The sequence below is a fragment of the Rhizobium sp. BG4 genome (assembly GCF_016864575.1).
Classification (GTDB): Bacteria; Pseudomonadota; Alphaproteobacteria; order Rhizobiales; family Rhizobiaceae; genus Rhizobium.
Window position 1 is genome coordinate 1,038,367 of sequence record NZ_CP044126.1, and the last position, 17,305, is coordinate 1,055,671.

15 protein-coding genes and 1 pseudogene are annotated in these 17,305 nt (G+C 61.9%); 4 read left to right on the forward strand and 12 right to left on the reverse strand.

The genetic code is table 11. From position 1 onward, the window contains the following. The gene (locus F2982_RS24960) at nt 1-1,290 is read left to right on the forward strand and encodes an amidohydrolase family protein (RefSeq protein WP_203430274.1); all 1,290 of its coding nucleotides are present in this window, start codon (nt 1-3) and stop codon (nt 1,288-1,290) included. Between the two features lie 30 nt (nt 1,291-1,320). On the opposite strand, the gene F2982_RS24965 is transcribed toward F2982_RS24960, so the two are convergent. Then, nucleotides 1,321-1,488, reverse strand: a complete 168-nt coding sequence (locus tag F2982_RS24965; RefSeq protein ID WP_162708653.1) for a hypothetical protein — start codon at nt 1,486-1,488, stop codon at nt 1,321-1,323. Nucleotides 1,489-1,577: 89 nt separating this feature from the next. Here F2982_RS24965 and F2982_RS24970 point away from each other — a divergent pair, with 89 nt between their 5' ends. Further along, nucleotides 1,578-2,189 carry a pyridoxamine 5'-phosphate oxidase family protein gene (locus tag F2982_RS24970; protein WP_203430275.1) on the forward strand — a complete coding sequence of 204 codons (612 nt, stop codon included), beginning with the start codon at nt 1,578-1,580 and terminating at the stop codon, nt 2,187-2,189. A gap of 233 nt (nt 2,190-2,422) precedes the next feature. Here the strand turns inward: F2982_RS24970 and F2982_RS24975 are convergent, their stop codons facing one another. Together F2982_RS24975 and F2982_RS24980 are read right to left on the reverse strand one after the other, a co-directional pair. Further along, nucleotides 2,423-3,433 carry an alpha/beta hydrolase gene (locus F2982_RS24975; RefSeq protein ID WP_203431172.1) on the reverse strand — a complete coding sequence of 337 codons (1,011 nt, stop codon included), beginning with the start codon at nt 3,431-3,433 and terminating at the stop codon, nt 2,423-2,425. Nucleotides 3,434-3,611: 178 nt separating this feature from the next. Next, nucleotides 3,612-4,523, reverse strand: a complete 912-nt coding sequence (locus F2982_RS24980; protein ID WP_203430276.1) for an alpha/beta hydrolase — start codon at nt 4,521-4,523, stop codon at nt 3,612-3,614. Nucleotides 4,524-4,707: 184 nt separating this feature from the next. Between F2982_RS24980 and F2982_RS24985 the strand changes: the two genes are divergently transcribed. Beyond that, nucleotides 4,708-5,301 (forward strand): TetR/AcrR family transcriptional regulator, encoded by a 594-nt coding sequence (locus F2982_RS24985; RefSeq protein ID WP_203430277.1) that lies wholly within the window; start codon nt 4,708-4,710, stop codon nt 5,299-5,301. Between the two features lie 47 nt (nt 5,302-5,348). Here the strand turns inward: F2982_RS24985 and F2982_RS24990 are convergent, their stop codons facing one another. The 5 genes from F2982_RS24990 to F2982_RS25010 are packed head-to-tail and all read right to left on the reverse strand — an operon-like array spanning nt 5,349 to nt 12,672. Then, nucleotides 5,349-6,503 carry a VWA domain-containing protein gene (locus F2982_RS24990; RefSeq protein ID WP_203430278.1) on the reverse strand — a complete coding sequence of 385 codons (1,155 nt, stop codon included), beginning with the start codon at nt 6,501-6,503 and terminating at the stop codon, nt 5,349-5,351. Continuing rightward, nucleotides 6,500-8,812 carry a DUF5682 family protein gene (locus F2982_RS24995; RefSeq protein WP_203430279.1) on the reverse strand — a complete coding sequence of 771 codons (2,313 nt, stop codon included), beginning with the start codon at nt 8,810-8,812 and terminating at the stop codon, nt 6,500-6,502. The genes F2982_RS24990 and F2982_RS24995 overlap by 4 nt, the downstream gene beginning before the upstream one ends. Continuing rightward, on the reverse strand, nt 8,812-9,894 hold the full coding sequence (locus F2982_RS25000; RefSeq protein WP_112714691.1) for an AAA family ATPase: 1,083 nt from the start codon (nt 9,892-9,894) through the stop codon (nt 8,812-8,814). The genes F2982_RS24995 and F2982_RS25000 overlap by 1 nt, the downstream gene beginning before the upstream one ends. Beyond that, nucleotides 9,887-11,293 (reverse strand): DUF5691 domain-containing protein, encoded by a 1,407-nt coding sequence (locus F2982_RS25005; protein ID WP_203430280.1) that lies wholly within the window; start codon nt 11,291-11,293, stop codon nt 9,887-9,889. Before F2982_RS25005 ends, F2982_RS25000 begins: the two co-directional genes overlap by 8 nt. After that, nucleotides 11,290-12,672, reverse strand: a complete 1,383-nt coding sequence (locus tag F2982_RS25010) for an SWIM zinc finger family protein (protein ID WP_203430281.1) — start codon at nt 12,670-12,672, stop codon at nt 11,290-11,292. The genes F2982_RS25005 and F2982_RS25010 overlap by 4 nt, the downstream gene beginning before the upstream one ends. Before the next feature lie 355 nt (nt 12,673-13,027). Between F2982_RS25010 and F2982_RS25015 the strand changes: the two genes are divergently transcribed. Then, nucleotides 13,028-13,345 carry a hypothetical protein gene (locus F2982_RS25015; RefSeq protein WP_203430282.1) on the forward strand — a complete coding sequence of 106 codons (318 nt, stop codon included), beginning with the start codon at nt 13,028-13,030 and terminating at the stop codon, nt 13,343-13,345. A 48-nt stretch (nt 13,346-13,393) separates the two neighbouring features. Here the strand turns inward: F2982_RS25015 and ugpC are convergent, their stop codons facing one another. The 4 genes and pseudogenes from ugpC to F2982_RS25035 form a co-directional block, all read right to left on the reverse strand. Continuing rightward, a complete protein-coding gene (gene ugpC / locus F2982_RS25020) occupies nt 13,394-14,488 on the reverse strand; it encodes a sn-glycerol-3-phosphate ABC transporter ATP-binding protein UgpC (RefSeq protein ID WP_203430283.1) in 1,095 nt (364 codons plus the stop codon). After that, nucleotides 14,488-15,534, reverse strand: a complete 1,047-nt coding sequence (locus F2982_RS25025) for an NAD(P)-dependent alcohol dehydrogenase (RefSeq protein ID WP_199625658.1) — start codon at nt 15,532-15,534, stop codon at nt 14,488-14,490. The genes ugpC and F2982_RS25025 overlap by 1 nt, the downstream gene beginning before the upstream one ends. Nucleotides 15,535-15,552: 18 nt before the next feature. Further along, a pseudogene (locus F2982_RS25030) lies at nt 15,553-16,373 on the reverse strand (carbohydrate ABC transporter permease). Next, nucleotides 16,370-17,233, reverse strand: a complete 864-nt coding sequence (locus tag F2982_RS25035; protein ID WP_130280451.1) for a sugar ABC transporter permease — start codon at nt 17,231-17,233, stop codon at nt 16,370-16,372. The pseudogene F2982_RS25030 and the gene F2982_RS25035 overlap by 4 nt, the downstream one beginning before the upstream one ends. Nucleotides 17,234-17,305 lie beyond the last annotated feature (72 nt).

The following is a 17,305-nucleotide window of genomic DNA, read 5'->3' on the forward strand; positions in this document are numbered from 1 at the left end:
ATGTTCGATCTGATCATCCGCGATGCCAACCTGCCTGATGGACGCAAGGGAATGGACATCGCCGTTTCCGGCGGCCTGATCGCGGCCGTCGAGAAAAATATCGAAGCACCGGCCGGCGAGGAGATCATGGCGACCAATCGCCTGGTCTCGCCACCCTTCATCGATCCGCATTTCCACATGGATGCGACACTGTCGCTCGGTCTGCCGCGCATGAATGTCTCGGGTACGTTGCTGGAAGGCATTGCGCTCTGGGGCGAATTGCGGCCGATCGTGACGAAGGAGGAACTGGTCGAGCGCGCACTCAGATATTGCGACCTCGCCGTCAGCCAGGGCCTGCTCTTCATCCGCAGCCATGTCGACACCTCTGATCCGAGACTGGTGACGGCGGAGGCCCTGCTCGAAGTCAAGGAGCGGGTGAAGCCCTATATCGACCTGCAGCTCGTCGCCTTCCCGCAGGATGGGTACTACCGCGCCACCGACGGGGTCGCTTCGCTCAATCGCGCCCTCGACATGGGCGTCGATATCGTCGGCGGCATTCCGCATTTCGAACGCACGATGGATGAAGGGCGCCTATCGGTGGAAGCGCTCTGCCGCATCGCCGCCGACCGCGGCCTGCCGGTCGACATGCATTGCGACGAGACCGACGACCCCCACTCGCGCCATATCGAAACGCTTGCCGCCGAAACAGTCCGTTTCGGCCTGCAGGGCCGGGTGGCCGGCTCGCATCTGACCTCGATGCATTCGATGGACAACTACTATGTCTCGAAGCTCATTCCGCTGATGGCAGAGGCGCGGATCAACGTCATCCCGAACCCTTTGATCAACATCATGCTGCAGGGCCGGCATGACACCTATCCCAAGCGCCGCGGCATGACTCGCGTACGCGAGCTGATGGATGCCGGGCTCAACGTATCCTTCGGGCACGACTGCGTCATGGACCCCTGGTATTCGATGGGTTCCGGCGACATGCTGGAGGTCGGCCACATGGCGATCCATGTGGCGCAGATGGCGGGCGTGGAAGACAAGAAGAAGATTTTCGAGGCCCTGACCGTCAACTCGGCGAAAACGCTTGGGCTCGAAGGCTATGGGCTGGACAAGGGCAGCAAGGCCGACCTCGTCATCCTTCAGGCGGCCGATCCGCTGGAAGCGCTTCGCCTCAAGCCGGTCCGCCTGGCCGTTATCAAGGGCGGAAAGGTGATCGCGCACACCGCGCCTCGGATCACGACCATATCGATCGACGGGCGGCCGCAGGCAATCGATATCGGGCTCGACTACATTCCCAGGGCGTAACTGCGCAGCGGCCCTTCACGCGAGAAGCGTTCAGGATCTCGCGCTTGCCTGCGCGACGGAAGCCTGATGCCCGGTTTGCCTGTCGCCACCGCCGGCCCACAGGGCGAGCATGATCACCGCAGCGATCAGATAGAAGATCTTGTTCGAGAGATTGCGCAGGGATTTGTTGGCGCGCGTGCATTCGAAATGGGGTTGCAAGGGCTTGGTCCGGTGGATCGAAGTCGCGGAACCTAATGTTTTAGTCCCGCCAAATAAATAGCCAATCCCGAAAGCCTTGCATGCGCTGAGTGAATAGCTTTACGTCCAACGACGATAGGAGACCTGTCTATTTTACGATGACATCAATAACCGAGAGAGCCTGGGACGAGCTTGCAAACGCCGCGCGCAGCAGGTCGCCCTTCAACTTCCTCCAGCTCGCGACATCCGGGCTCGACGGCTCACCGCAGCTGCGCACCGTCGTGCTCCGGCGCTGTGATCCGAAGGAGGCAACGATTACGTTCATCACCGACACCAGATCGCCAAAGGCAATCGAGATCGGCCGCGACCCGCGCGTTTCACTCCTCGGCTTCGATCCCGCCCGAATGATCCAGCTACGGCTCTCCGGCAATGCTCAACTCATCACCGACGAGCAAAAGCGGCACGAGATCTGGGCAGCACTGCCGGAGCGAACCACCGCACTTTTCAAAATGCCTCTGGCTCCCGGAACTGCCATTAGCGATGACGGCGATGCATTGCATCGCGCCGCCCTCGACAATCCGGACGTGGCATTCGCGAGACTGGCGGTTATCATCGTTCGTCTCTCTCGCCTCGAATGGCTGGACGTCAGCGGCGAAGATCACCTGCGCTGGGCGAACGAGCTGACGGCCAGTGGCTGGAAAGACGTGAGGCTGTCACCCTGAGAAATGCCCGACTTTCGTCGCGCATCGGCCGTTTTCCAAAGCAATCGACAAGCAAGGCGACAGGGCGTCCCCGCGTATCGCGCCTGGAATTGAAACCGCAAGCAGGCGATTTTCTTTCCCCCACCGCCACGACGGTGAGTAAGCTACCGCTGATCTCCGGTGCGGAAAAGCACCGGACAGTCGCGGCGCTCGGCGGCTTGATCGGCCATCGCCGACCTTCTGCACATAGCTCCTCATTCGCCTGCGTGAACGATGGTGCGTGCCCAACGGTCCTGAACGAAACGCGAAACCGCTTCCTGCAACTCGCGATCCTCCGGCGTCCCGCCCATGAAGCCGCCATGCGGCATGGCTTCGAAGACATGCAACTCTGCTTTGACGCCAGCGGCTATCAAGGCGCGATGCATGCGAACGGTGTTGGACAGAAAGAGATCGCGCGTGCCAGTCTGGAGAAAGGTCGCCGGCAGTCCCTTGAGATCACCGAACAGGGGCGAAACGTAGGGGTGCTTCAGGTCTGCACCATTGGCATAGAGCAGATTGCTGGACATCAGTGAGCCGGGCAGCACGACGTCAACCATCCTGTTGGTTTCAAAGCTGTCGCCGGATTCCGTCAGGTCGGCCTGCGGGGATAGCAATACCAGGCCGGAGGGCATCGGAAGCCCTTCATCGCGCGCTCGCAGCATCAACGCCGCCGCGAGATTACCTCCGGCCGAACGGCCGCCGACAACGATGTCGTCAGGTGCATGCCGCCCAAGAATGTAGCGATAGGCCGCGACGCAGTCGTCGAGTGCGGCGGGATAGGGATGTTCGGGCGGCATCCGGTAGTCGACGCCATAGCAGAGCACTCCATGCTGGTCTGCCTGCATCCGGGAGCCGGCCAGGCAGGCCTCTCCACCGCCGAACACAAGCGCACCGCCATGGAGATCGAGATAGGCGCGAGTGGGATCGAACGTTTTATGCGGGGTCGCGACATGGATCGTTGCCTCGCCCACTTTGATGGTATCCGCACTGGAATGCAGGCTTCCTGCGAACCTTGCCACCGCCGCCGAATATTGCATGTCGACTGCGGCTTTGATCTTCATCCATCCATCCCGGTCATCCGGGCTCGGCATGCTGTGCAAGGCGTTGAGCGGCACGCCATCCTCCCGTACCATCCGCTCAAGCACAGCCAGAGCCTCCTTGCTGATCGAGGTGGGAAACGGCACCTGACGCGCCTGCACTGCTACACCGTGCTTCTGATCGTCCATATTCTCCAGGCCTTCAATATGCATGCATCAGTGCGCCGCCGTCTTCGCGGCTTGCGCACTTCGCCAAGGTTCCACATCGGAAAAGCCCTATATTATCGTCATCACGCTCAGACAATGCCGGGCAGCCCAAAGATGCTGGTCGCTCGGGGCGGACGCCTCGCCCGCCCCGAAGTCGAAATCAGTTCGCCGTGGAGACGGAGCCGGCGAAGGCGGACAGGTCGCGGTTGAAGCGGGCGGCTTCTTCGAGGAACGGTGCGTGACCCGAGTTGGCGTAGATCTCTGTCCGGATTTTCGGATTGAGCTCGCGGGCCCGATCGATGCTGGGCTGGACCTTCACGAGATTGTCCTTGCCCCCATAGAGCAGCAAAACCGGAACCTGCGCCTTGGGAAGGCCTTGCGCGACGGAGACCGTCATCGAGGGTGTCGCCTTCGTCATGACCCATGAGGCCATGGCGGCATTTGACAGCAGGCGCTCGAATGTCGCCCTGTCGGGCTGCGTTTCGAAGCAAAGGCTGAGGAATGTACGTACCGCATCGAGATGTGTTCTGAGGTCGTCAGATGCCATCCCGGCATAGACCTGCGGATGCGATGTGATGAGCTCGGCATTGAGATCGATGACGCCGTCCACATAGACGATGCCGCCTATGCCACCGTCCCCGTAAGCAGCGAGGTAGTTGGAAAGGACGACACCGCCCAGCGACCATCCGACGAGAACGGGTTTTTTCGCACCGCTTGCCTTGAGTACCACCGACAGATCGTCGGCCCAGCGGCGGCCATCGTGGTAGAATTCGACCCCGTCAGGCTTTCCGGACTGACCGTGCCCGCGCATGTCGTAACTGATCAGGCGGAATTGCTGCAGATCGGCGCTGCCCGTCTGCTTGTCCCAGTTGAGATGGCTGCCAAGCAAGCCGTGGATGAAGACGATCGGCCTCCCGGCTGGATTGCCGGTTTCCTGCACGGCGATGTCGACACCGTCGGGTGCCTTGACGGTGTAGTCTTTCTCCGCGGCCATCGCGACAGATGACAGACCGAGCAGGATGACGGATGTCAGCATCCCACGCACGGCTTTTACAATTTTCTCTCTTTTCATGACGCACTTCTTCGTTCGCGGAAGGCGAGGCTTCCGCGTTGGTTGGATCGATTTGATCGGCTCTTGATCTGGCCTGCGGCTCCAGCGCGCCAGAATGGCTTCCGGAACCGCAACCGCTTGTCTTTAGTGACCGCTAAAAACTACAGGCTTGATTTTTGGTGTCAACTTGTTTTTAGTGATCGCTATGGATAAGACGATCAAGCGGCGCCGCGGAGGCCCGCGTACTTTTGACAGAGCACAGGCGGTGGACACCGCAATGCACCTCTTCTGGCGGCATGGATACGAGGGCGTTTCTCTAAACGATCTCACCGAGGCGATTGGCGTCGCTCCCCCAAGCATCTACTCCGCTTTCGGCAGCAAGGCCGGCCTCTACCGGGAGGCGCTCGACCATTACTTCGGCCTTCCGGGTGCCTTGAAGGATCTGGGAGAGAAGGAAACGCTTGCCGAAACCGTCGACACCCTTTTCGTCAGGGCCATCGATGCGGTCGTTGACCCGGCAGGCGAGCGCGGATGCATGATTTCGAGCGGCATGCTGCAAACTGCGGCCGAACATTCCGATCTGGCGAAAGAGCTCGCAGATAGGCGCAACGAGATGCGTCTCGCGATTGCCGGCACACTGCAGCGTTGGCTGCCCGAAGATCGGGCTTCGTCCGTTGCCCGCTACATTCTTGCGGTTCTTCAGGGCTTGTCGGTACAGGCCCGGGACGGCGGCACGCGCGAGGAGCTTGAGGACGTAACGAAGGTGGCAAGCGCCGGAGTTCAAGCTATGATTGGCTAGGCGCCGGCATCCTCGCGATGCCTTTGGTCATCGAGCAGTCCTTGATTTCAGGGTTCGCTTCCTCGGATGAGCTCGATGCCGTTTGCGCTGGCCCATTGGCCGATATCCTGCTTCGTCAGAGCGGTCGCCATCAGATCGGGGAACTGATCCGGCGTGCAGGCAAAGACCGGGCAGTCCATTGCAGCAATCGCACCGGCGTGACGGCTATCGTAGCTTGGCCGGCCGTCGTCGGAGAGCGCCAGGAGCACGATGACGTTGACGCCGGATTGTTTCAGCGCCGCCACTCGTCCCAGCATGGCGTCTGCATCGCCGCCCTCGTAGAGATCGGTGATCAGCACCAGATGCGTCTTGGCCGGCCGGTCGATCTTGGTCTCGCAATAGGCAAGTGCGGCATTAATATCCGTGCCGCCGCCGAGCTGAACGCCGAAGAGCACCTGGACCGGATCGGCAAGATCCTCGGTGAGGTCGACGATCGAGGTGTCGAAGCAGACCAGCTTCGTCGACAGAACCGGCAGCGAAGCCATGACCGCAGCAAAGATCGAGGCATAGACGACCGATGGCGCCATCGAGCCCGACTGGTCGACGCAGAGCAGGACATGGTCGAGATCCGCGCGCGTTCGCGTCTTGCGGGCAAAGCCGACAAGCGTCTCCGGTACGACCGTATTGTAGTCCTTCTGATAGTGGCGGAGATTGGCGCGGATGGTGCGCGGCCAGTCGATATCGGCATGCCGCGGCCGGTGCGTTCGCTTAGAGCGGTTCACCGCGCCGGTCAGCTTCTCCACCGTCTTGGATTGCAGCCGTTTCATCAGGTCCGCGACGACCTTGTCGACAACGGTGCGGGCGGTCTCCATGGTCTTTTCCGGCATGGCGCCACGCAGCGAAATCAGATCGGCGACGAGGTGGACGTCCGGTTCCAGGGTTTCCAGGAACTCCGGCTCCATCATCAGCGCCTTGAGGTTCAGGCGCTCGAAGGCATCCTTCTGGATGACCTGCACAACCGGCGTCGGAAAGAATTCGCGGATATCGCCGAGCCAGCGGGAGACCTTCGGTGAAGAAGCCCCAAGCCCGCCGCGCCCCTTCTTGCCCTCGCCATCATAGAGAGCCGACAGTGCCTGGCTCAGCCGCCGATCGCGTTCGCCAAGCCCTTCCATATCGTCATCGCCGAGAGCAAGCTTCCAGCGGCGGATCTGTTCGGAGGTCATTGGCTCATTCCCAGAATGTGCTTCAGAAGCGGCAAGGCGCGTTCGAAGGCGGAATTGTCCGCGGTTTCGGCTTTGGCAGGCAAGGTTTCTCTTCGTCCGCCGGCGATCCGTTCCATAATCCTTTTCCGGCCGCTCGCATCGAAGCCCGACATGGCGCGGCGCAGAAGCGGCAAGCTTTCGACGAGGACCGCCTCGTCCAGCCCGCAAAGCCACTCGTCGATCAGCAAGAGCAACGTTTGATCCTGGATCAGCACCTCTGCCGAGCCGGCGATAAACGCTTCGATGAAGGGGCCAGCGCGTGCCGGCTCCTCGCCGACGATCTGGCGGGAAAAGGCTGCTGAAACCTGCTGCCTATCCCAGATGCCGAGATCGTGCAGCCGGCGCAGGCTGAAGCCGACGGCTGGCGCCACCGCCTGTTCGTCATCGACCAGCAGCGCAAGCTGGCGGCGCCACTCCGCCAGCAGCGCGGCATCGCTGAAAAGGCCAAGCGCTTCGTCGAAGGCGCGCATCGCGCTCATGCGTTTCGACGTCGCGTCCTCATCCAGCTGGCGTGAACCGATGCGCACGCCGGCATTCACCTCGACGCTGATCGCGGTGACCAGCGCCCGCAGCTCCGGCTCCGGCAGCTTGCGGGCGGTGCCATAGCGCACGATGCGCACAAGTGGCGGCACCGCATTCATGAGATCGGTGATGTCGTTGCTCTGGACGGCTGCAGCCTGCAGAAGACCGATGCAGGCACTTGCCGCATCAGGAAGATCGGCGACAAGGGCGCCCCGCACCAGATCCGAAAGCGGCGCGATACCTTCCGCCTTCTGGCCGCGATCGATCGTTGAGGCCGCGGCAGCCTGTTCGATCGTCAGACCCCAGACAAGCGCTTCGGCCAGTGCCACCGACATATCCGGAGACCAGGTGAGGCGCCAGATTTCGCGATATGTCCCTCTTCCGGCTTCCGCATCGATCAGCCGCCCCCATTGGATGCCGATCAGGTTCAGGCGATGCAGGAAGGTGGATTTCAGCAGGCCCGCCTCGCTGCGCAGGTCGAGCTTTATCTCGCTCACCGCCTCTTCCGGCTTCAGTCGCGTCCTCTTGCACCAGGCCTCGAAGTCCCTGGCGAGCGGCATCTGAGGCACCGCCTCGTCGATTTCGCCGATGCGGTTTCCCATGTAGAGTTTGCGCTCGATCATCGCGAGCTGCAGGCCGTCGCCATGGCAGAGCGACGACAGCGAGGCATCCCGCATTTCGGCCAGGCCTGGCATGCTCAGACCCCGCATGCTGGCGAGCCCAAGTGCAAGCCGCGCCGCCTCGATGGCCGAGGCCGTGGAGGCATCGAAACCTTCCTGCCGCAAAAGGGTTGCGGTCCGTGCCTGCCAGACGGCGGTAAAGGCTTCCGGGCCATCATGCCGATCGCCGGAATAGAGCCCCCAGAGATGCCGGTACCAGCCAGGCGAGACGACGCCCGCGCCATAGCCCGACGCATAGCTGAGACGCCCGTCGCTCCACGGCGCCCAGGTTGCCTCCACCTTGATCTTCGGTAGATCCTTGACGATGGCGCGGTCCTCGGCAGCCGTCGTTTCCTCACGAAGCCCGCCGATATGCCAGGCGCCTACCACGACCGCGACCTCGCCCTCATGGCTCTTCAGCGCATCGCGGATATGCCCGCGCATGAAGGCCTCCCGGCGGCTCTCGCGCAGCCGCTGCTGATCGCTCATGCCTCCGGCATCCGACTGGTATTGACGCGCTTCCGTCATGGCGGTTTCGATGGCGGCAAATATCTCGAGCGGCGACTGGCCGCCGCCATGCTGCTCGATCAGCCCGTTCCAGAAACTCTCGCCGTCGCCATATCCGGCCGCTTCCGCCAGGAGATCGAGCGGATCGAGACGGAGTGCCGAGCCCTCATCCGCTGCGGCATCACTCCCTTCGTCCTGCACCTCGTCGGGTTTCTCGAGGGTAGAGCGGGCCTCCTCCTTGGCTGCCTTGGCAAGCGCGAGGGACACGGAAGCCGGCCAATCGATGAAGCGTACGGCGCGGCCACGGGCGAGCGCCCATTGCATCGCAACCCATTCCGGCGAGAATTCCGCGAAAGGCGCGAATACGGCATTTGCCGGTTCGTCTGCAGCATAGAACAGCATCGCCAGCGGTGGCTTCATGCCGGGCAGCGCCGCATACTGGATGAGTGCATCCCCCTCCGGCGCGCCCTCGATCAAAACGCAGGCGGGATCGAGGGCGTCGAGCGCGCCCTTGAGAAGCGCCGCCGAGCCCGGTCCGTGATGGCGGATGCCGAAGAGATGCGCCTTTCGCTTGGCAGCCATCAGATCACCTCGCGGATGGCCTCGTAGAGATCGCTCCAGCCGTCGCGCGTGCGCACCACGGTTTCCAGATATTCGGACAGCGCCACGCTGTCCTGCACCGGATCCTTGACCACGGCACCGACGATGTTGGTGGCAAGCGCATTGGCATCGATCCGGCCGTTGCCGAAATAGGCCGCCTCCGTCCAGGCCGAGACGCCGACGGAAATGGCTTCCGCCGTCGACAGCGTACCGGTCGAGGTCTTGAGCTTGGTCTTGCCGTTCAGCGTCTTGCCATCGCGAATTTCGCGGAACAAGGTGACGACGCGCGCCAGCTCCTTGTCGGCCGGTTGGATTGGCGGCAGGCTGAGATTGGTGCCGATCTCGCCGACACGCTTCACGACAATCTGCGTTTCCTCATCGAGCGAGCTCGGCGACGGCAGCACGACGACGTTGAAACGCCGCTTCAGCGCCGAGGAGAGATCGTTGACGCCCTTGTCACGATTGTTCGCCGTGGCGATGATATTGAAGCCCCGTTCCGCGCCGATGGCGATATCGAGTTCCGGTACGGGTAACGTCTTTTCGGAAAGCACGGTGATCAGCGTGTCCTGCACATCCGAGCCCATGCGGGTCAGCTCTTCGAGCCGCAAGAGCGTGCCCTCCTCCATCGCCCGCACCAGCGGCGTCTTGACGAGAGCCTCGGGCGAAGGCCCTTTGGCCAGAAGCAGCGCGTAGTTCCAGCCATAGCGGATCTGGTTTTCGTCAGTGCCGGCCGTGCACTGGATGAGACGCTGCGACGAACCGGAGATCGCTGCGGCGAGGTGTTCTGAAACCCACGATTTGGCAGTGCCCGGAAGCCCGAGCAGCAATAGCGCCCGGTCGGTCGCCAGCGTCGCGACAGCGGTTTCGATCAGCCGTCGATTGCCGACATATTTGGCGGTAATCGCGGTTCCATCGGATGCCTTTCCGCCCAGCAGATAGGTCACCACGGCCTGCGGAGACAGTTTCCAGTTGCTCGGCCGCGGGCGATCGTCGCCCTTTGCAAGCGCGGCCAGCTCGCCGGCATAGATTTCTTCCGCAGGGCGGCGAAGGTGGGCTTCAGACATGGTCGGTCTCCAGGCTGTTCATAAGATCGAGGAAAAGAATGGCGTTGCCGGTTTTGGCGGAGTCGAGCGCAGCGAACTCCGTTCGCAAGGCCGGACGCATCGCCGGCGGGCACATGGCGGCCATGTCGTCGATGATATCCGCATCGTAGCCGGCATTTGGCTTGCGAAGGGCAAGCCATGGCTTGGATCTCAGCACATCGGCGAACATCTTCTCGGTTGCTTCTGCGGCCAACAGCATCGCCATACGACGGATCACCCATGGCGTCGTATCGCTTCCCCATCTGTCCGGCCGGAAGACATGGGCAACCCAGGCGCGCCGCATGTCCTGATTGTAGTCGGCCAGCGCTTCATCATCCGTCGCATCAACCAGCGCCCAGGCATCGGGCAGATGGCCGTCGGTGACCATTTCCACGACATCGAGCCGCCCGTCCTGTGTTGCCATAAGAAAGAAGGCCAGCAGCAGATCGGTCTGCTTTTCAGCGGCAGCAATCATGGCCTCCACCGAGAGCGATAGCGCGCCGGCAAGCATCTCAAGGCCGATCGGCCCGAAGGCTTGATTGAGCCAGGCCCTCTTGGTGTGATCCCGCACGGTCGCAGGCAGTTCCAGCGTCAGAACCGTCTTCTTGAATATGAGCCCGGATTTCGAAACCTTGATGCGCTCCAACACCTCGCGCAAGGCAGGATCGCTGCCCTCGAAACCAGGCAGTTTCACGATCAATCTCTGCGACAGCGCGCGAACACGCGGTGCGCGATCCTTTTCGAGGCTCTTCAGGAACGGTGCATCGGCTTCCGAAAGACGCTCACGAAAGGCGCCAAGCAGACGGAAGCGGCTATCGGCATCCTCCGTTTTCCAGACCGCCTCGACCAGCGCCCTCGCCGCGTCCGGATCGATTGCCCGGCGGCCGCTGATATAGCCCGCCTTCACCACCGGCGTTGCAAGCACCCAGTTTTCGTCGCTCAGGCGATCGGGCGCAAAATAATTCTGCTTCTGAGCGACCGGCTTCTCCCGCTCGGAAAAGGCAAGCGCTTCCGCACCGAGATCTTCCGCATGGGCTTTCACGAAGGTTTCCAGCTTCGGCAGATCGAAGGGATGCAGCCGCAGCTTCCGTTCGACAAGCTTTCGCACGATCGCGGCGGACAGCGATGCCTGGCCCTTGCCCGCCATAAGACGGATCAGAAGCTTGCGCGCCGCATCCGGCATGATCGTGGCTCTGTCCGCAATCACATCCTCGACCTGAAACTGCGGCGGCTGCGGCGGACGGTCAAACCGCAGGGCCTGAGCGGCCAATGCGAGCGCCTGCAGGGAATCCGTCGCGCCGATCGCGTCAAGCGGCAGGCCATCGCGGGCGCCGGTAAGAAGCTTCGGCAGAATTGCGGTCTTCAGTCTTCCTCCAATCATGCTGTCCACCGCCCCAGTGCCGTCTCCGACCAGCAAAGCGTCAGCTCACTGCCATCCCAGAGGGCGGCCCCATCGATCGTCTCGAATTGCAGCAGCGGCCAGCTGACAGTCGATTGCGACCTTGCGACAGGCAGGCTGATCTCGCCGTCATGCAGGTAGAAAGCATCGCCCGATCGCCTGAGCCGTGCCCCGCGAAACATCATCGGATATTCCTGGAGCCAGGGCTTTTCGATCAGCGCGTCTTCATACAATCCGTAGGCTGCGGCCAGATTCTGCTCTGGGAGAGCCAAAGGCGCATCGGAAGGCTCCGCGCCGGTCAGTTGATTGGCGATCAATGCACGGAGCGCCACGCTCGCGGGGTAGAAGACCAATTCGGCCTCGAAGGCATCGCCGAGGCTATAACCACTTGAAGACGCTCCGGTCGACACCGGGACATATTCGATGAGGACCGCCTGCCGGTCATCGCCCTGAAGCCAGGTCTCGATCCGCCGCAACTTGTCGGGCTGCACCTCGCTGCGGACCGCCCAGACCCGCCATGTTCCCGAAACGCGCAGTGCCTGCTTGTCTTCCAGCAGCGCCTCGCGCGTGACGTTCCAGCCGACCAGCTGCCGGATATCATGGCGCATGGGTTCGGAGAGATCATTTTGCCGGCGATAGGCCTCAGCAAGCAGGTGCAGCATGCCAAGCTCGCGTATCGCGGCCATCGGACGCTCTGCGTCGGGAAGCGCAAACAGGCGGCTGGGCATTGTATCCACCCGAAGCGCCAGACCGGCTGCCTTTGCATCGAACAGACGCTGAGCCATAACCCGGCAGACGGCAGACGCCTTTGCCGGAAAGGCTGCAAGCCCAGCATCCGTCTGGTCGGCAAGCCAGATATCCAGTTCATCAAGACCGTTTGTGATCGACGTCTCGCGTTCGAGCCGATTCCGCTCGCGGGCAGCCGCCGCCCGGGCTTCCGCCTTGGGATCGGCCTCAGCCTCAATCTCCTCGATGGCCGAGATCGAAGCCTTGGGCTTTTCGGGTGTGGCCGCCGGTGACGCGGCCGATGGACCGCGACGGCGCGCAAGCCAGTCGTTCACCCATTCCGGCACCGGCCGCTCCTGAAACTCCACCTTGCCCTCGACCCGCATCCACATCAGGGCGAGCGAATGCTTGCAGGGAAACTTCCGGCTCGGACAGCTGCACTTATAGCCGGCATCGGCCTCGGTCACCGAGATCCTGTAGGGGGTCGCTCCCGAACCCTGGCACTCCCCCCAGATGAGCCCGGCGCGATCCTCGGCAATCGTCGGCCAGCTCGAAGGCTTCAGAAGCTTCTTCGCCGCTGCCAGTGAGCCTTGATCCGGTGCAAGCTCCTCGATTTTTGCCAGCGTCAGACCCAAACGAAACCTCCGAACCGCCTACTTTCAGCTGCATCTCAAAAGAGGCGTAGCGGGCAGCCACGACGCCAAGTTGACGAGACCCGAACAGACATGGAATCGCTTTACAATCGGTGAAGGGGCGGATGCCATCCGCAAGTTTCGGCTGAGCGTTCGGCGTGCTGTCAGAGCACCGATTGCGCCAGCGTTACCCAGCCAAGTGACTTGTGTCATTTTCACCGCGATCACCGGGCCAACCTGTGAACATTCGAAGTTTCGATTGCCGTTCATCGGCAAAGGAGGCATTAGCCTAGCGCTAGCGATTCTGCAGTCTGACGATTGGAGATGCGGCAGGAAACGGCTGCATCCTGAAGGGGCAATGTTCGAGCCGATGCGCGAATATCTGAAAATACGGAGCCGGGTTGAAGTTGTCCGCGCTCGCGAGATCATTTCGGCATCGGGAGAAAGCTGGGACACTTTGCCGGGTTGGGTTGGCGAATGCTACGAACGTGGCGGGATGGTTATCTCCGCGACGGGGGTGACGATATTCAACGGCCCGGAGGCTCTCAGAGCCCAGCCTGCCGATTTCGTCGTTCGCGATCACAACGGCATTTTTTCAGTCTACGACGAGACGGCTTTCGAGCAGAATTTCGTGCCGGCCCACTCCGCTGAAGTCTTCAAGTTGCACGCCGCGTAAGCTGCGCGCGCCCGGTCCGCCGCGCGGGGCGGCGGACCGAAGCCAATTCTAGTTCAGACCGGACCGGCGCAGGGTCAGCCCCGTGCCGGCGTCGAACAGATGGATGCGCGTCTCATCGAGCGCAAACGAGACGCGATCTCCCGACTTGGGGCAGGATGCGGCCTTGACCAGTGCGCCAACTTCCTTTCCGGCGACCTGGAAGGTGACCAGGGCATCGTTGCCGTGAAACTCGATAAGGTCCGCCAGGCCGGAAAGCGTGTTCGCAGCGCCGGGCGGCGCGGCGGCAAGGTCGGGCGGCCGAATGCCAAGGACCACCTTCTGGCCTTCCGTGAGCGAGAATGCGTCGCCGACGATATGGATGTCCGAGCCTTCAGCGCGAAGGATCCAACCGCCCTCGCCTCTGGCGACCGAAACATCGATCAGGTTCATGTTCGGCGTGCCGATGAAGCCCGCCACGAACAGCGTCCTCGGGCGTTCGTATATCTCGGCCGGCGTTCCAACCTGCTCGATCGCCCCACCCTTCATCAGAACGATGCGGTCGGCAAGCGTCATCGCTTCAAGCTGGTCGTGCGTGACGTAGATCGTCGTGGTCTGCAGCTTCCGGTGAAGCCTTGCGATCTCGACCCGCATGTGATGACGGAGCTTGGCGTCGAGGTTCGAAAGCGGCTCGTCGAACAGGAACACCTTGGGCGTCTTGATCATCGCGCGCGCGATCGCGACACGCTGCTGCTGGCCGCCTGAAAGCTCGGTCGGCTTGCGCGTCAGATACGGCTCGAGGCCAAGTGTGGCGGCGACCGCCTTGATCCGCTGGTCGATCTCGCTCTTGGGAACTTTCATCCGCTTGAGGCCGAAAGCGATATTGTCGTAGATCGTCATGTGCGGATAGAGCGCGTAATTCTGGAAAACCATCGCTACGCCGCGGTCGCGGGGCTCGAGATCGTTGACCTCGGTTCCGCCAATCGAGACCGAGCCGCCGGAAATCTCTTCCAGCCCGGCGATCATTCTGAGGAGCGTGGATTTTCCGCAGCCGGACGGGCCGAGGAAAACGATGAACTCCCGGTCAGCCACATCGAGATTGAAGTCCTTGATGACGTTGATGGAACCGTAGCTCTTGTCTACGTTGGCGCAGGCGATATTGGACATCAGTTTCCTCCCGCTTCCATCAGGATCTGCAGCTTGACATCGGTCGGACGGGCGGAGGCCGCCCGCTCGAACGCCTTCACGCTTTCGCGGAAATCGAAGGTTTCGGTGATCAGCGGCTTGAGATCGACCTTTCCGGAAGCAATGAGCTGAAGCGCCCGATCGAAGATGTTGGCATATCTGAAGACGGTCTCGATGCGCACTTCCTTGGCGATCGCGCCGGAGACGTCGAACTGAACGGGTTCGACCGGCAGGCCGACCATGACCAGCGTTCCGCCGGGGCGGACGAGATCGAAGAGGCCTTGATAGGCCTTGGGGCTGCCGCTCGCCTCGAACACGACGTCGGCGCCCCAGGCCTCGGTCTCGGAGGCGATGACATCCTTGAGCGCCCGCTCGGCGATATTTACGGGGATAATGCCGGGATAGCGTCCGGCGATCTCCAGCTTCTCGGCGCTGAAGTCCGAGATGTAGACCCGGCTGCACCCACCGGCGAGCGCTGCGAGAGCCACCATGATGCCGATCGGGCCGCAGCCGATCACCGCGGCGACGTCGCCCGGCGCGATACGGGCACGGGCTGCCGCCTGCATGCCGATCGCAAACGGCTCGACCATCGCCCCTTCGGCGAACGAAACATTGTCCGGGAGCTTGTAGGTGAAGGCGGCCGGATGCACCGTGTAGGGCGTCAGCACGCCGTGAATGGGTGGCGTCGCCCAGAAGCGGACGCTCGGGTCGACATTGTAGATGCCGAGCTTCGAGGCACGCGACGAGAGGTTCGGAATACCGGGCTCCATGCAGACCCGGTCGCCGACGGCAAGGCTCTTCACGTTCGATCCGACTTCGACGACGGTGCCGGCAGCCTCGTGACCGAGAACCATCGGTTCCCTGAGGACAAACGGGCCGATGGCACCGTGGGTGTAATAGTGCACGTCGCTTCCGCAAACGCCGACGGTGTTGATCTTGATCTTCACGTCGTCAGGTCCGACGGCCAGCGGGAGATCGATATCCCTCAACGCCAGTACGCCCTTTTGCTCCAGAACGAGAGCTTCCATTTTCAAGATTCCTTTTGACTAAGACGACTTGCGCTTGAAGGCGCTGTTCAGCATCCCGCTCAGGACTCCGAGGAAGAGCAGCGGGGGAATGGATAGCAGGACGACCGACGCGTTGAGGATGCCCCAAGGGACGTCCCGGCCGAGCTGGGTGAGTTCAGAGGCCACGATCGGCAGCGTCTTGGCGTCGGAAGTGGTCAGCATCAGCGCGATCAGGAATTCGTTCCAGACAAGAACGAAACTGAAGGCCACCGCTCCGATCAGCGACCGCGCCGCAATCGGCAACGCAATCAGGAAGAAGATCGAAAACAGGCCATATCCATCGACGCGGGCGGCTTCTTCGACTTCCTTGGGAACACGCGCAAAGGCCGGGACGCTGAGCCAGACCACAGTTGCGAGCGTCAGCAGCGTATAGGTCACGATCATCGACAGCCGCGTGTCGTAGAAACCGAAATCCAGCCAGATGACCATCAGCGGGATCGCCACCGCCACCGGGGCAGGAAGCGCAGGGACAGAACGAAGAACTGGATGTCCTTCGACCAGCGGTTCGGATAGCGCGCGATTGCATAGGCTGCCGGCAGACCGAGAACCGCGCCGATCAACACGGCTGTGCCGGAGATGATCAGCGAGTTGACCAATCCTGCGAAGACGCTGTCGCGGCCGAGCACATAGGCGAAATTGTCGAGGGTTGGGGTGAAGAAGAACAACGGCGTCGGCGTAACGATATCAACACGGTTCTTGAAGGCGTTGAGGGTCGTCCAGAATACCGGGAACACTGCCGAAAACGCCGCGAGTGCGAGAATGGCCTGGCCGGCAAGACGGCCGAACTTGAACTTCCTCATACCTTGGCCCTCTTCCAGATAAATGTGAAGGCGACCGAAGTTGCGATCATCATGAGCACCGCCATGCTCGAAGCGTATGAAATCCGGCCTGACTCGATGAAACCTTGCGAGAAGGCATACATATCGAGGGTTTCGGTGGAGATACCCGGCCCGCCACGCGTCATCACGTAGATGAGGTCGAAGGCACGAAGGGACTCGATCATCTTCACGAAAGCCAGCGAGATCAGCGGCGCCTTCAACATCGGCAAAGCGACGTAGGCGTAAACTTCCCAGGTCCGCGCGTGATCGAGCCTGGCTGCTTCGAAGGGCTGCGGAGGCAGCGTCTCGAGCAGCTTGAGCACGATCACCGAGAAGAACAGACCCCATTGCCAGACGTCGACCAGAGCGACGGTGCCAAGCGCGGTCAAGGGGCTAGACAAGAGGTCAAGCGGCTGGCCGGTGATCGCCTTGTAGGGATAGGTGATGATGCCGTAGAGCGGATGGAAGGCGAATTTCCAGACGAAAGCCGCGGAAACCCGTGGCAGGATCACAGGCATCAAAAACAGAAGCGAAAGCACGTTTCGTGCCTTTGGCGAGGCACATTCGAATAGCAATATCCCGAGGCCGACGGCAATCACGAGAGTTGCGGTGACGGTCAGCACTTCCCAGGTGAGCGACACCTGGATCGAGTTGAGGAAACGTCTGTCGGAGAAGAGCGAGATATAGTTCGCGAAACCGATGAAGCGGCCATCGGGACGGCTGAGCTCCCGGTCCTGGAATGAGATGACGATGGCGTAGACAGTCGGCACAAGCGCGAGGATGGCCAGGACGACCATCGCCGGCGTCAGAAAGACTGTTTGAAGGGCAAGCTTGTTTTTCACGGGAAAACCTCCGGCGGCGGCACGCCGATGGAAAGCAAACCCGGCGGGACGCACCCGCCGGGACATGGATCG

Coding starts and splice junctions, on each gene's coding strand:
- F2982_RS24960 (WP_203430274.1), top strand. CDS start 1: ATGTTCGATCTGATCATCCGCGATGCCAACCTGCCTGATGGACGCAAG.
- F2982_RS24975 (WP_203431172.1), bottom strand. CDS start 3,433: ATGGACGATCAGAAGCACGGTGTAGCAGTGCAGGCGCGTCAGGTGCCG.
- F2982_RS24980 (WP_203430276.1), bottom strand. CDS start 4,523: ATGAAAAGAGAGAAAATTGTAAAAGCCGTGCGTGGGATGCTGACATCC.
- F2982_RS24985 (WP_203430277.1), top strand. CDS start 4,708: ATGGATAAGACGATCAAGCGGCGCCGCGGAGGCCCGCGTACTTTTGAC.
- F2982_RS24990 (WP_203430278.1), bottom strand. CDS start 6,503: ATGACCTCCGAACAGATCCGCCGCTGGAAGCTTGCTCTCGGCGATGAC.
- F2982_RS24995 (WP_203430279.1), bottom strand. CDS start 8,812: ATGGCTGCCAAGCGAAAGGCGCATCTCTTCGGCATCCGCCATCACGGA.
- F2982_RS25000 (WP_112714691.1), bottom strand. CDS start 9,894: ATGTCTGAAGCCCACCTTCGCCGCCCTGCGGAAGAAATCTATGCCGGC.
- F2982_RS25005 (WP_203430280.1), bottom strand. CDS start 11,293: ATGATTGGAGGAAGACTGAAGACCGCAATTCTGCCGAAGCTTCTTACC.
- F2982_RS25015 (WP_203430282.1), top strand. CDS start 13,028: ATGTTCGAGCCGATGCGCGAATATCTGAAAATACGGAGCCGGGTTGAA.
- ugpC (WP_203430283.1), bottom strand. CDS start 14,488: ATGTCCAATATCGCCTGCGCCAACGTAGACAAGAGCTACGGTTCCATC.
- F2982_RS25025 (WP_199625658.1), bottom strand. CDS start 15,534: ATGGAAGCTCTCGTTCTGGAGCAAAAGGGCGTACTGGCGTTGAGGGAT.